At 72.3% G+C, this 14,165-nt stretch carries 11 protein-coding genes and 1 tRNA gene; 3 read left to right on the forward strand and 9 right to left on the reverse strand.

Annotated features, from left to right (window positions below):
• Nucleotides 1-36: 36 nt before the first annotated feature.
• Nucleotides 37-118 (reverse strand) — tRNA-Tyr (locus ACI78V_RS00880).
• Between the two features lie 98 nt (nucleotides 119-216).
• Here ACI78V_RS00880 and ACI78V_RS00885 point away from each other — a divergent pair.
• A complete protein-coding gene (locus ACI78V_RS00885; protein ID WP_456847972.1) occupies nucleotides 217-708 on the forward strand; it encodes a YajQ family cyclic di-GMP-binding protein in 492 nt (163 codons plus the stop codon).
• Between the two features lie 25 nt (nucleotides 709-733).
• Here ACI78V_RS00885 and ACI78V_RS00890 read toward each other — a convergent pair whose 3' ends face one another.
• Entirely contained in the window at nucleotides 734-1,783 is a 1,050-nt protein-coding gene (locus ACI78V_RS00890) for an MBL fold metallo-hydrolase (protein ID WP_456847974.1), read from the reverse strand.
• A gap of 24 nt (nucleotides 1,784-1,807) precedes the next feature.
• Nucleotides 1,808-2,686: a zinc metalloprotease HtpX gene (gene htpX / locus ACI78V_RS00895; RefSeq protein WP_456847976.1), complete on the reverse strand. Its 879-nt coding sequence runs from the start codon at nucleotides 2,684-2,686 to the stop codon at nucleotides 1,808-1,810.
• A 214-nt stretch (nucleotides 2,687-2,900) separates the two neighbouring features.
• Between htpX and ACI78V_RS00900 the strand changes: the two genes are divergently transcribed.
• On the forward strand, nucleotides 2,901-4,850 hold the full coding sequence (locus ACI78V_RS00900; RefSeq protein WP_456847978.1) for a 2-oxoacid:acceptor oxidoreductase subunit alpha: 1,950 nt from the start codon (nucleotides 2,901-2,903) through the stop codon (nucleotides 4,848-4,850).
• The gene (locus ACI78V_RS00905; protein WP_456847980.1) at nucleotides 4,847-5,938 is read left to right on the forward strand and encodes a 2-oxoacid:ferredoxin oxidoreductase subunit beta; all 1,092 of its coding nucleotides are present in this window, start codon (nucleotides 4,847-4,849) and stop codon (nucleotides 5,936-5,938) included. The genes ACI78V_RS00900 and ACI78V_RS00905 overlap by 4 nt, the downstream gene beginning before the upstream one ends.
• 145 nt (nucleotides 5,939-6,083) lie before the next feature.
• Here ACI78V_RS00905 and ACI78V_RS00910 read toward each other — a convergent pair whose 3' ends face one another.
• From ACI78V_RS00910 to nuoL, 6 genes are all read right to left on the reverse strand, one after another.
• On the reverse strand, nucleotides 6,084-6,587 hold the full coding sequence (locus ACI78V_RS00910) for a hypothetical protein (protein ID WP_456847982.1): 504 nt from the start codon (nucleotides 6,585-6,587) through the stop codon (nucleotides 6,084-6,086).
• Nucleotides 6,588-6,710: 123 nt separating this feature from the next.
• A complete protein-coding gene (locus ACI78V_RS00915; RefSeq protein WP_456847984.1) occupies nucleotides 6,711-7,919 on the reverse strand; it encodes a PQQ-dependent sugar dehydrogenase in 1,209 nt (402 codons plus the stop codon).
• 22 nt (nucleotides 7,920-7,941) lie between these two features.
• Nucleotides 7,942-9,000, reverse strand: a complete 1,059-nt coding sequence (locus ACI78V_RS00920; RefSeq protein ID WP_456847986.1) for a polyprenyl synthetase family protein — start codon at nucleotides 8,998-9,000, stop codon at nucleotides 7,942-7,944.
• Nucleotides 9,000-10,562, reverse strand: coding sequence for an NADH-quinone oxidoreductase subunit NuoN (nuoN, locus tag ACI78V_RS00925; protein WP_456847988.1), 1,563 nt, complete (start codon nucleotides 10,560-10,562; stop codon nucleotides 9,000-9,002). The genes ACI78V_RS00920 and nuoN overlap by 1 nt, the downstream gene beginning before the upstream one ends.
• Nucleotides 10,562-12,190 carry an NADH-quinone oxidoreductase subunit M gene (locus ACI78V_RS00930; protein ID WP_456847989.1) on the reverse strand — a complete coding sequence of 543 codons (1,629 nt, stop codon included), beginning with the start codon at nucleotides 12,188-12,190 and terminating at the stop codon, nucleotides 10,562-10,564. Before ACI78V_RS00930 ends, nuoN begins: the two co-directional genes overlap by 1 nt.
• A 79-nt stretch (nucleotides 12,191-12,269) precedes the next feature.
• Nucleotides 12,270-14,165 carry an NADH-quinone oxidoreductase subunit L gene (gene nuoL / locus ACI78V_RS00935; RefSeq protein ID WP_456847991.1) on the reverse strand — a complete coding sequence of 632 codons (1,896 nt, stop codon included), beginning with the start codon at nucleotides 14,163-14,165 and terminating at the stop codon, nucleotides 12,270-12,272.

Raw genomic sequence — 14,165 nt, forward strand, 5'->3', positions numbered from 1 at the left:
GACCTCTGCGGAGGTCGGGGGCCCTTCTCGTACCTGTGGCGGGTGAAGGATTCGAACCTTCGTAGGCTAAGCCGACGGATTTACAGTCCGCTCCCATTGGCCACTCGGGCAACCCGCCGTGGTGGTACGGGGAGAGAGCGTACAAGACGCCGTCACCCGGTCCGTGCGGTGTCCCCCGGGACGCGGGGGCGGGGTGACGCACCGAGAGGAGCACAGATGGCCGACTCGTCCTTCGACGTGGTGAGCAAGGTCGACCGCCAGGAGGTCGACAACGCGCTCAACCAGGCGGCCAAGGAGCTCGCCCAGCGGTTCGACTTCCGTGGCACGAACGCCACGATCGCCTGGGCCGGCGAGGAGGGTGTGACCCTCAGCGCGGACACCGAGGAGCGGGTCTCCGCAGCGCTCGACGTCTTCAAGGAGAAGCTCGTCAAGCGCGGCATCTCGCTGAAGTCCCTGGACGCCGACGAGCCGCAGTCCTCGGGCAAGTCGTACAAGATCTCCGCCCGCATCAAGCAGGGCATCGAGTCGGACAAGGCCAAGCAGATCGCGAAGATCATCCGCGACGAGGGTCCGAAGGGCGTCCAGGCCCAGATCCAGGGCGACCAGCTGCGGGTCAGCGGCAAGAAGCGGGACGACCTGCAGGCGGTCCAGCAGTTGCTGCGCGGCAAGGACCTCGACGTCGCGCTGCAGTTCGACAACTACCGCTGAGGCACACCGCGCGGCGCCCGGGCACTCACACCGCACTGAGCGTGTGACGGGTCCCGACGCTGCTGGGCACGTGGGCGTCCGGGAGCGCGGCGGCGAGCGCGTGCTGCGCCCGCCAGCCGGAGCAGTGCCCCGGCACGAGCAGGTCGGGGCGGAGCTCGGTGAGGGCGCGCACCGTGGGCATGATGACGGGTTCGAACCACGGGCCGCTCAGGTGCAGACCGCCCATGAGCGCGTGCAGCCGGCCGACGCCGGTCAGCCGCATCGCGTGCCGGGCGGTGTTGACCGCGCCGCCGTGCCCGCACCCGGTGAGCACCAGGAGGCCCCGACCGCGCACGTGCACGACGATCGCCTGGTCGTCGAGCACGAGGGGGTCGTGCTGCCAGGCCACGCCGTCCCACGCCTGGTGCCCCGGCGGCATGCCGCGCTCGTAGTCGGTGGTCCGGTCGATCTCACCGGTGACGAGCAGGCACCCGTCGACCAGCAGCGAGGGCTCCCGCCGCTCCACGACCGCGAAGCCCTCGGCCTCGAGGGCCCGCCGGCTGAGGGTGGGCAACTCCTCCGCGTCGCCGCCCGCCAGGGCGATCCGCCTGCGGGTCCACACCCACGGATGCAGCGTCATGGGCAACCGGCGGCGGAGGCGTCCGGCCAGCCCGGCGAGCCCACCGGCGTGGTCGAAGTGACCATGGCTCAGGACGACGCCCTGCACCCCCGCGAGATCCACGCCCAGCCGGTCGGCGTTGACAGTCAGGCCGTCGGGCGAGATCCCCGTGTCGAACAGCAGCGTGCTGGTCGTCGGGCCCCGGCGGACCGTCACCAGAGCCGAGAAACCGTGCTCGGCACGCAGCCCCGCGATCGTCTCGCCGTCCTGGAACTGCGGTGCCGTCACCCGACCCGCTGACAGGGGCGGTCGGGTCACGCTCTCCCCGCCGGCCAGGAGTGCGTCGAAGGTGTTGTCGACCAGTGTCGTGACCTCGACCTCGTCCACGGGCTCCAGGTGGATCGGGTCGACCGCCACGCCCGTCGCGGGCCGGGGTGCGGCCGCACGCGCCGCCGCCACGCCGCCGTCCTCACACACGTCAGGACGGTAGCCCCGGATCGGTCAGCGCTGGCCGAGGTCGCGCGCGAGCTGCTCCAGCCGGGCGATCCGCTGCGGCATCGGCGGGTGGGTGGCGAACAGCGTGGCCAGCCCCTGCCCCCGGAAGGGGTTGGCGATCATCAGGTGGCTCTGCGTGACCAGCCGGTCCTCCTGCGGCAGCGGGCGGGCGGCCGCCCCGCGCTCGATCCGGCGCAGGGCCTCGGCCAGGGCGAGCGGGTCGCGCGACAACGCCGCCCCGGAGGCGTCGGCCTGGTACTCCCGGCTGCGGCTGACGGCCATCTGCACCAGCCCTGCGGCGAGCGGACCCAGGAACACCAGCAGCAGGCTGCCGAGTGCGTTGCCGCCCCCGCGGTCGTCCTCCGAGCGGCCGCCGAACAGCGACGCGAACATCGCCATGTGCGCGAGGTAGGTCACCACCGTCGCCATCGCACCGGCGACGGAGCTGATCAGGATGTCGCGGTTGTAGACGTGGGAGAGCTCGTGGGCGAGCACGGCCCGCAGCTGCCGGCGGTCGAGCAGCTCGAGGATCCCCTGGGTGACGCAGACGGCGGCGTTGCGCGGGTTGCGTCCGGTGGCGAAGGCGTTGGGCTGGTCGGTGGGGCTCACGTACAGGCGGGGCATCGGCTGGCGGGCCTCGGTGGCCAGCTCCCGGACGATCGCGTAGAGCGCCGGGGCCTGGGTCTCGGTCACCGGGAAGGCGCGCATCGCGCGGAGGGCCAGCTTGTCACTGTTGACGTAGGCGTACCCGTTCACCGCGAGCGCGACCACCAGCGCCACCAGCAACCCGCCGCGGCCGCCGATGAGCGCGCCGGCAGCCAGGATCAGCCCGCCCATGAGACCGAGGAGGACCGCGGTCTTCAGTCCGTTGCTCCAGCGCTGCACGCCCCGACCAACGGAGCACCGGTGGGCCTCGTTCCCCTGGTCGGAGCCGACCACTCACCCGGGCCGGGTGCTGCGACGGTGGTCACGGAATGACCTCGCGCGCGAGGAGGTTGCGACCTCTGTGCCGGCCCACCCGGCAGGTGCCACTGTGGCTCTCGTCACGGGCCCGCGATGACCCAGCCACGTAATCTCGGCCGGTGGAGGTACACCACTGATGACTGCGACCAACGCGCCCCTCACCGCCGCAGCGGGCAGCTCGGCACCCGGCGGCCTCGTCAAGAGCGTCGTCGAGCTCGACCGGGTCGTCATCCGCCTGGCCGGCGACTCGGGCGACGGCATGCAGCTGACCGGCAACCGCTTCACCAGCGAGACGGCGTCGTTCGGCAACGACCTGTCGACGCTGCCCAACTTCCCCGCCGAGATCCGCGCGCCGACGGGGACCCTGCCGGGCGTCAGTTCCTTCCAGCTGCACTTCGCCGACCACGACATCATGACGCCGGGCGACGCCCCCGACGTGCTGGTGGCGATGAACCCGGCTGCGCTCAAGGCCAACCTCTCCGACCTCCCCGGCGGCGGGCTGCTCATCGTCGACTCCGACGAGTTCACCCCGCGCAACCTGGCCAAGGTCGGGTACGCCACCAACCCGCTCGAGGACGGGTCCCTCGACGGGTGGCAGACCGTCAGCGTGCCGCTGACGAGCATGACCCTCGACGCGCTCGCCGACTCCGGCCTCGGCAAGAAGGAGGCCGAGCGGTCGAAGAACATGTTCACCCTCGGCCTGCTGAGCTGGATGTACCACCGGCCCACCGAGGGCACGGTCCGCTTCCTCGAGCGCCAGTTCCGCCGCAAGCCCGAGATCGCCGCGGCGAACATCGCCGCCTTCCGCGCCGGGTACAACTACGGGGAGACGACGGAGGCCTTCGCGGTCTCCTACGAGATCAAGCCCGCCCCGATGGCGCCGGGCCGCTACCGCAACATCTCGGGCAACCAGGCGCTGGCGCTGGGCATCGTGGCGGCGGGCCAGCGGTCGGGTCTGCCGGTCTTCCTCGGCGCCTACCCCATCACGCCGGCGTCGGACATCCTCCACGAGCTGTCCCGGCACAAGGCCTTCGGCGTCCGCACCTTCCAGGCCGAGGACGAGATCGCCGGCGTCGCCTCGGCGATCGGCGCCTCCTTCGGTGGCGCGCTCGGCGTCACGACGACGTCCGGCCCGGGCATCTCGCTGAAGTCCGAGGCCATCGGCCTCGCGGTGATGACCGAGCTGCCGCTGCTCGTCATCGACGTGCAGCGCGGCGGCCCGTCCACGGGTCTGCCGACCAAGACCGAGCAGTCCGACCTGCTCCAGGCCATGTTCGGCCGCAACGGCGAGGCCCCCCTGCCGGTCATCGCACCCCGCTCCCCCGGCGACTGCTTCGACGCGACGCTGGAGGCGGCGCGGATAGCGCTGACCTACCGCACCCCGGTGATGCTGCTGTCCGACGGCTACCTCGCCAACGGCGCGGAGCCGTGGCAGATCCCGGACGTCGAGTCACTGCCGGACCTGCAGGTGGACTTCGCGACCGAGCCCAACGGCTCCGACGGCGAGTTCCTGCCCTACCTCCGCGACCCGGAGACCCTCGCCCGCCCGTGGGCGATCCCGGGTACGGCCGGCATGCAGCACCGCATCGGCGGGCTGGAGAAGGCGGACAAGACCGGCAACATCTCCTACGACCCGGCCAACCACGACCTCATGACGCGGCTGCGCCAGGCCAAGGTCGACGGCATCGCCGCGAGCCTGCCGCCCACCGAGGTCGAGGACCCGGACGGCGACGCCACCGTGGCCGTCATCGGCTGGGGGTCCACCTACGGCCCGATCGGTGCCGCCTGCCGCCGGATCCGGCGCTCGGGGCGGTCGGTGGCGCAGATCCACCTGCGCCACATCAACCCGATGCCGGCCGACCTCGGCGACATCCTGGGCCGCTACGACCACGTCGTCTGCCCGGAGATGAACCTCGGGCAGCTGGCCCTCCTGCTGCGCGCCAAGTACCTGATCGACGTCCACTCCCACACCCAGGTGCGCGGGCTGCCCTTCCGGGCCGCCGAGCTCGCCGCGGTCATCCAGGACGTGATCGACTCCACCAGCGGCGCCCCGCTCGCCGCCGACCGCACCGGAGGGGCGGAATGACCACCATCGACCTCGGCATGCCGGCCGAGGGCCCCATCGCCGACGCCATCGCCGCGTCGGTCGCCACCCAGGGCGAGAAGCAGACCGCCCTGAAGGCGAAGGACATGAAGACCGACCAGGAGGTGCGCTGGTGCCCCGGGTGCGGTGACTACGTCATCCTCAACGCGGTCCAGAGCTTCCTGCCCAGCCTCGGCATCGCCCGCGAGGACATGGTCATCGTCTCGGGCATCGGGTGCTCCTCGCGCTTCCCGTACTACATGAACACCTACGGGATGCACTCGATCCACGGCCGCGCGCCGGCGATCGCGACCGGGCTGGCTGCCTCGCGGCCCGACCTGTCGGTCTGGGTCGTGACCGGGGACGGCGACGCGCTGTCGATCGGCGGCAACCACCTGATCCACACGCTGCGCCGCAACGTGAACCTGACGATCCTGCTGTTCAACAACCGGATCTACGGGCTCACCAAGGGCCAGTACTCGCCCACCAGCGAGGTCGGCAAGGTCACCAAGTCCACCCCCATGGGCTCGCTGGACCACCCGTTCAACCCGGTGTCGCTGGCGCTCGGCGCGGACGCCACGTTCGTGGGCCGGGCGATGGACTCCGACCGCAAGGGCCTCACCGAGGTGCTGCGGCAGGCCGCCGAGCACAAGGGCACGTCGCTGGTGGAGATCTACCAGAACTGCAACATCTTCAACGACGGCGCCTTCGACCTGCTCAAGGACCCGACCACCGGCACGCAGTGGGCCATCCCGCTGGAGCACGGCAAGCCGCTGGTGTTCGGTCCGGACGGCGCCTCCTGCGTGGTCCGCGACGAGTTCGGCGGGCTGCGCATCGCCGAGACCAACCAGGTCGACCCGGCCGACATCGTGGTCCACGACGTCACCCGCCAGGACCCGTCCTACGCCTTCGCCCTGTCGCGGCTGTCCGGTCAGGACCTCCGCTACACCCCCATGGGCGTCTTCCGGGCGGTGCAGAAGCCGACCTACGACCGGATGATGGCCGACCAGCTCGAGCAGGCCCGGACGCAGTCCCCGGCCGACCTCGACGCGATCCTGGCCGGCGGCGACACCTGGACCGTCCCCGCCTGAGCCAGGGTCCCGCGCCCCCACCGCTCGCACGCCCGCGGTGGACCGGGCGAGGGGCCGGACGCCCAGCGAGGGGCGTCCGGGAGCCAGTGCTCCCGGACGCCCCTCGCTGCGTTCCGGCGGTCAGTGCCGGGGACCTCCGCTGGGATCAGTGGTGGCCGTTGTCCTTGTCCTTGCCGTTGCCGTTGTCGTCGTCGTCGTCGTCGTCGTCCTCGACGTCGACGTCGTAGTCGGTCTCGCTGTCGACCTCGTCGTCGTCCTCGTACAGGACCACCCGGACCTTGGCGTCCTCGTCGGCGTCGAGCTCGTCGCCGTAGTCCTTCTTCACGAGGACCGAGTCCTCCTGCTCGTCGCCGTTCTCCGTGCAGTCGTCGATGTCTTCCTTGTCCTTCGACTCGTACCGCGTGCCGTCCTGACGCACGACGGCCTTCGCCGAGAGGTCGTCGGTGTCGTCGTCACACTCGTAGGTGAAGTAGACCCGCGCCTCGTCGTCGTTCTCGATCTCGACGCGGTCGATGTCGACGATCCAGACGTCGTCGTGCCCGTTGTGGTGGCCGTCATGGCCACCGCCTGCCAAGGCGGGCGAGATGCCGGTGAAGACGAGGGCTGTGGCGGCAGGTACGACCAGCAGCAGGCGTGAGCGTCGGTTCATTGGGAGATCCCTCCACATCGGCCGCGTCACGGCGGCCGCTTTCCTGGACGCCGGGCACCCTTCCGAGACCGGCAGTTCCGCCACAAGACCGGAACGGAAGACTCGCCCGAGGGCGGGGACGGGTCAGGGGCGAGGCGTGACACGTAGTAGCTGGTCGGCGGCGTCCCCGTTGTCGGTGGTGACGTAGAGCGCACCGTCGCCGCCCTGCTGCACCGTGCGGATCCGGCCGTACCGCCCCTCCAACTCGGGCAGCCGGAACTGCTCGAGGAGCGCGCCGTCGTCGGCCACGCGCAGCGCCAGCACCCCACGGTCCTTGAGGACGCCGACCAGGAGCAGCCCCTCGTATGCCTGCCACTGGTCGCCCTCGAGGAAGGTGATCCCGCACGTGGCGATGGTGGGGTCCCCCGATGCCCAGGTGGCCGGGAGGACGTCGGGCAGGGACGGGTCGGTCATCGGCACCCGCTCGTCGTAGCCGGGCCCGGGCCGGTAGCCGCCGTTCCCGCCGGGCCGCAGGAGGGTCACCTCGTCGTCCCGGGCGGTGCCCTGCTCGGCGGCGTAGACCTGGCCGGAGCCGGGGCGCACGGCCAGCCCCTGCACGTTGCGGTGGCCGTAGCTCCACACGGCGGCGGCGGCACCGGCACGATCGCCGAACGGGTTGCCGGCCGCCGGTGCCCCGGTGGCCGCGTCGATCCGGAGCACCTTGCCCGCGAGGGTCCCGAGGTCCTGCGGGTTCTCCGCCACCGTGGTGTCGCCGGTGCCGACCAGCATCGCGCCGGTCGGGTCGAAGCGCAGCCGGCAGCCCCCGTGCCGGCCGGACCGCTCGTTGACCGGGATGCCGCCCAGCAGCGGGTCCGCGACCCGGGTGGCGGAGCGCCACGCCGCGTCGACGGTCCAGGCGACCACGGCGATCGAGCGGCCGCCGCCGGACTCCCGGCCCTGACAGGTGTAGAACCGGCGGTTCTGCTCGAAGGCGGGGTCGAGCACCAGCCCCATCAGGCCGGTCTCCCCCGTCGCGAACAGGTCGTCGAAGTCGGCCACGACGTCCTGCACGGTGCCGTCGGGCAGGACGGCGGTGAGGCCGCCGCCGCGCTCGTCCACGAGCAGGGTGCCGTCGGGCGCCTGGGCGACGTCCCAGGGGTGGTCGAGGCCGTCGGCGAGCACCGTGACGTCGAGTGCGGGGGCCACGGCCGGCGGCACGCTCGTCGCCGTCGGCGGTGGGCCCCCGGTGCCCGGCGACGGGGTCCGCGTGATCGTGGGAGGAGCGGCCGCCCCGCTGCTGCAGCCGCCGGCCAGTGCCACGGCGACGACCAGACAGGTCAGGCGGGCGCGCACCCGCCCAGCATGCCCCGGCCGCTCAGCTGGTGCGCGTGACGACGTACTCGCACAGCGCCGACAGCGCCTCCCGGACCGGCCCCTCGGGGACCGCCGAGAGCTGGGCGCGCGCCCGGTCGGCGTAGTCGCGCAGCACCTCGGTGGCACGGTCGAGGGACGCCGACGAGCGCAGCAGGGCCAGCGCCTCGGCGTGCTCGGCGTCGTCGGGGAGCGGGCGGGAGACCAGCTCACGCAGCCGCCGCTCGGCGGGGTCGTCGCCGGCGAGGGCGAACAGCGCCGGCAGCGTGACGATGCCCTCGCGCAGATCGGTGCCGGGCGACTTCCCCGAGGTGCCGTCCTCGCTGAGGATGTCGAGCAGGTCGTCGGAGAGCTGGAAGGCCACCCCGACCTGCTCCGCGAAGTCGGTCAGCGCCGCGACGAGCTCGTCCCCGGCCCCGGCGAACGAGGCGCCGAAGCGGGCCGACGTCGCCACGAGGGACCCGGTCTTGTCCGCCAGGACCTGCAGGTGGTGGGCGACCGGGTCGGTGCCGGGCCGCGGGCCGACGGTCTCCAGGATCTGTCCGGTCACCAGCCGCTCGAACGTGCGGGCCTGGATGCGCACCGCCTCCGGGCCGAGGTCGGCGAGCAGGTCGGAGGCGCGGGCGAAGAGGAAGTCGCCGGTGAGGATGGCGATGCTGTTGGACCACCGGCTGTTGGCGCTCGGCGCCCCGCGCCGGAGGGCGGCCTCGTCCATGACGTCGTCGTGGTAGAGCGTGGCCAGGTGCGTCAGCTCGCAGACCACGGCGGCTTCGGTCACCCCGGGCGCCCGCGGGTCCCCCAGCTCGGCGGCGAGCAGGGCCAGCAGGGGCCGGAACCGCTTGCCGCCGGCGGCGACCAGGTGCCCGGCGGCCTGCGAGACGAAGTCGTGGTCGCTGTCCACGGCCCGCAGCAGCGCCGCCTCCACCCGCGCCAGACCGTCGGCGAGGCGGACGCCGAGCTCCCCCTCGGGCAGCCACGGGCCGATCGTCGAGGCGGGGGTCGAGATCCGCTGCCAGGTCTCGGCGGGGGTGTCCCCGTCGAGGGCGGCGCTGGCTCCGGTCATCAACCGACGAATCTAGCCGCCTGCTCGGCGAGGTCCAGCACCGCCCCGGGGACGACGCCCAGCACGACGGTGGCGGTGACGGTCACCGCGAGCACGATCGTGGTGGGCAGCCCCGGCACGCCCACCGTGGGCCCGTCGGCGGCCGGCTCGCTGAAGTACATGAGCACCAGCACCCGCAGGTAGAAGAACGCCGCCACGGCGCTGGCCAGCAGCGCGACGACGACCAGCGGCCACGCGCCGTCGTCGATCGCGGCCCGGAAGACGGCGAACTTGCCGGTGAAGCCGCTGGTGAGCGGGATCCCGGCGAGGGCGAGCAGGAACAGGCCCATCACCGCCGCGGTCAGGGGTGAGCGCCGCGCCAGCCCGGCCCACTTCGACAGGTGGGTGGCCTCTCCGTCGCCCTCCCGGACCAGCGTGACCACCGCGAAGGCGCCGAGGGTGGTGAGCCCGTAGGCGAGCAGGTAGAACATCGTGCCGCCCAGCCCGGTGCCCTGGCCGTCGGCGCCGCCGCCGTAGCCGATGACACCGGTGAGCAGGAAGCCCGCGTGCGCGATCGAGGAGTAGGCGAGCATGCGCTTGAGGTCGGTCTGGGTCAGGCCGAGGACCGCGCCGACCACCATGGAGACGATCGCGATCCCGTAGACCAGCGGCCGCCAGGTCCACTCAGCGGTGCCGAAGGCGACGTAGAGCAGCCGCAGGATGGCGCCGAACGCCGCGACCTTGGTGCAGGCGGCCATGAAGGCGGTGACCGGCGTCGGAGCGCCCTGGTAGACGTCCGGCGTCCAGGCATGGAAGGGGGCGACACTCGCCTTGAACAGGAGGCCGACGACCAGCAGCGCCAGCCCGAGGACCAGCAGCACGTCGGTGCCGCCGGCGGTGGACGCGGCGCGGATGTCGGCCAGCCCGATGCTGCCGGTCGCGCCGTACACCAGCGCCAGGCCGTAGAGGAAGAACGCGGAGGCGAAGGAGCCGAGGAGGAAGTACTTGACCGCCGCCTCCTGCGACAGCAGCCGCCGGCGGCGGGCCAGGCCGCTGATGAGGTACAGCGGCAGGCTGAGCACCTCGAGCGCGACGAACATGATGAGCAGGTCGTTGGCCGCGACGAAGAGCATCATGCCGCCGATGGCGAAGGTCGCCAGCGGGTAGACCTCGGTCTGCACCCGGTGCGCGGTGAGCAGTTCCCGGTCGCGCGGGCTGCCGGCCGGCACCGCCGCGGCGGCGACGAACGCCGACCGGGCCGGATCCAGGGACCGCTCGGCGAACAGCAGGATCGACAGCGCCCCCAGCCCGGCGATGGTGGCCTGCAGGAAGACCGCCGCGCCGTCGACGGCGAGCGCGCCGGCGGCGGTGACCTGCCGCTCGCCGGCGAGGAGGACGCTGGTGACCAGGCCGCCGACCGTGCCGATCAGTGCCACGGTGACCTGGACCGGGTGCCGGCTCTCCCGGGGGCCGAAGGCCTCGACGAGGACGCCGATGCAGGCGGCGCCGAAGACGAAGAGAAACGGCGCCAGGGCGCCCAGGGAGAGGCTCGGCGCCGTGATCGCGTCCGCCGCGCTGAGCATCAGTCGGTCCCCTCGGCGTCAGTGGCCGGCTGCACGCCGGCGGGGTCGGCGCCGACGTCGCCCATCGTGGCGGCGACGGCGGGTTCGATGAGGTCGACGAGCGGCTGCGGGTAGACGCCGAGGGTGATCACCAGCGCGACCATCGGCGCGGCGACGGCCATCTCCCGCCGCGACAGGTCGCGCACCCGCAGCCGCGCGGTCGCCGGCGCGGTCAGCGTCGCCGTGGCCGTCGCCGTGGCACCGCCGGTCCCCGCGGGCGCCGTCGTCCCCTCGTCGGGTTCCAGGAGCACGCCCCGCGGCGGGCCGTGCATGGTGCGCTGGTACATCAGCAGGACGTAGAGCGCGGCGAGGATGATGCCGACCGTCGCGAGCACGGTGAACACCGGCCGGGTCGGGAACGAGCCGACGAGCACGAGGAACTCGCTGACGAAGCTGTTGGTGCCCGGCAGCGCCAGCGAGGCCAGGCCCGCGACGAGGAAGACCCCCGCCAGCAGCGGTGCCCTGGTGGCCAGCCCGCCGTAGTCGCCGATCTGCCGGGAGCCGCCGCGGGCGATGAGCATGCCGACGACGAGGAACAGCAGGCCGGTCGCGATGCCGTGGTTGACCATGTAGAGCACCGCACCGGTGGCCGCCTCGGTGGTGAACGCGAAGATGCCCAGCGCGATGAAGCCGAAGTGCGCGATCGAGGTGTAGGACACCAGGCGCTTCATGTCCGTCTGGCCCATCGCCAGCAGGGCGGCGTAGAGGATGCCGGCCACGGCGAGCACCAGCACGAACGGCGCGAGGTCGCGGGAGGCGTCGGGGAACAGCGGCAGGCAGTAGCGGATGAAGCCGAAGGTGCCGACCTTGTCCAGGACACCGACCAGCAGCACCGCCCCGCCGATCGGCGCCTCGGCGCCGGAGTCGGGCAGCCACGTGTGGAACGGCACCAGCGGCGCCTTGATCGCGAAGGCGACGAAGAACCCGAGGAACAGCAGCTTCTGCACGCCCGGGTCGATCTCGAGCTGCCGCAGTGCGTCGAAGGCGAAGGTGCCCTCCCCCAGCTCGCTGCTGCTCACCACGTACAGCCCGATGACCGCGGCGAGCATGACCAGGCCGCCGACCAGGCTGTAGAGGAAGAACTTGACCGCCGCGTACTGCCGTCGCGGCCCGCCGAAGCTGCCGATCAGGAAGTACATCGGGACGAGCATCGCCTCGAAGAAGACGTAGAAGAGGAAGACGTCGGTGGCGGCGAAGACGCCGACCATCATCGCCTCGAGCAACAGCAACCAGGCGAAGAACGTGCTCATCGACCGGTTGGCCGTCGGGGTGTCCCGCCACGAGGCGACGACCACGACCGGCACCAGGACGCCGATGAGCAGCAGCATCACCAGCGCGATCCCGTCGACCCCGAGCGCGAAGTCGACGCCGAAGTCGGGGATCCACGGGACCGAGGTGGTCAGCTGGAACCGGTCGCCGGCGGGGTCGAAGGCGATCGTCGCCAGGACGGCGAGCAGGAGCACCAGCGCGCTCACACCGAGGGCGACCTGCTTGGCCAGGAGGTCACGGCTCCTGGGGAGGGCGGCCACCACGGCCGCCCCCACCGCCGGGACGACGATCATCGCCAGCAGCCACGGGAAGTCGCTCACGAGGTCGCCTCTCGGTCCAGGGGGGATGCGCTCCGGCTCTCCGGTCGACCCGGCGGGGCCGGCCGGACGACAGCGCCGCTCATCCGGCCGTCACCGCCAGCAGCGCCCCGGCCACGACGACGGCGCCGCCCAGCATGGAGAGGGCGTAGGAGCGGACGAAGCCGGTCTGGGCGCGGCCCAGCCGGGACGACGAGCCGCCCAGCGTGGCCGCGAGCCCGTTCACCGCGCCGTCCACCCCGCGGTTGTCGACGAACACCAGCGCGCGGGTCAGCCACTGACCGGGTCGCATGAACAGCGACTCGTTGACCGTGTCCGCGTAGAGCGCGCGGCGGGCGGCGCGGACGACCGGGGAGACCCGGGCCGGCGCGGTCAGCGGCACCTCCCGGCGGCCGACGAACAGCCAGGCCGCGCCGGCGCCGAGCACCATCACCAGGGTCACCAGCACGCTGACCAGCAACGGGGCGACCACGTGCTCGGCCGCCTCCGGCTCGCCGAACACCGGCGCCATCCACTCCTCGAGCGGGAAGGCGACCACCAGCAGGAAGCCGGCGAGCACCGAGCCGACGGCGAGCACGACCATCGGCACGGTCATCACCGACGGGGACTCGTGCGGGTCGACGCCGTCCTCCCACCTCGGGCGGCCGAAGAAGGTCATGAGCATCAGCCGGGTCATGTAGAAGGCGGTCAGCCCGGCGGCGAGGATCGCGACCGCGCCGAGGACGTAACCCCAGCCGTCCCCGCGGTCGAACGCGGCCTCGATGATCGCGTCCTTGCTGTAGAAGCCGGACAGGAACGGGAAGCCGATCAGCGCCAGGTAGCCCAGCCCGAAGGTGACGAACGTGGTCTTCATCCTCGGCGCCAGCCCACCGAAGCGGCGCATGTCCACCGAGTCGTTCATCGCGTGCATGACCGAACCGGCACCGAGGAAGAGCCCGGCCTTGAAGAAGCCGTGGGTGAGCAGGTGCGCCAAGGCCGCCACGTAGCCGGCCGGGCCCAGCCCGACGGCGAGGAACATGTAGCCGATCTGGCTGACCGTCGAGTAGGCCAGCACCTTCTTGATGTCGTCCTGGGCGCAGCCGGCGATCGCGCCGATCATCAGGGTGATCGCGCCGACGGCCAGGACGACGGCGCGCGCGGTGGGCGTCTCGTCGTAGATGGGGGCACTGCGGGCGATGAGGTAGACGCCGGCGGTGACCATGGTCGCGGCGTGGATGAGCGCGGAGACCGGGGTCGGGCCCTCCATGGCGTCGGGCAGCCACGCCTGCAGCGGGAACTGGCCGGACTTGCCGCAGGCACCGAGGAGCAGCAGCAGGCCGATCACGGTCACGGTGCCGCCGGCGAGCACCCCGACCGAGTTGAAGACGCCCTCGTAGGTGACGGTGCCCAGCTGGGTGAACATCACGAAGATGGCCAGGGCCAGCCCGACGTCGCCGACCCGGTTCATGATGAACGCCTTCTTGGCGGCGGTGGCCGCCGACGGGCGCTCGTGCCAGAAGGCGATGAGCAGGTAGGAGGCCAGGCCCACGCCCTCCCAGCCGACGTAGAGGGCCACGAAGTTGTCGCCGAGGACGAGCAGCAGCATCGCGGCGACGAACAGGTTGAGGTAGGCGAAGAACCGGCGGCGCCGCGGGTCGTGCGCCATGTAGCCGATCGAGTAGACGTGGATGAGCGCGCCCACGCCGGTGATCAGCAGGACGAACACCGCCGACAGCGGGTCGTACAGCAGCCCCGCCTGCACGTCGAGCGAGCCGGTGGCGACGAAGGTGAACAGGTCGACGCCGACCTGCCGGCCGTCGAGGGCGGTGGTGCAGAGCAGGCCGAGCACGAACGCGGCGACCACCGTGCCCGTGCCGAGCAGGTGACCCCAGCGGTCGGTGCGGCGGCCACCGAGCAGCAGCACGGCGGCGCCGGCCAGCGGCAGCGCGATCAACAGCCAGGACGCGGCGAGCAGCCCGTCGGCGGGCACGGTGTCCAT

This window comes from Geodermatophilus sp. SYSU D00742, assembly GCF_054049935.1.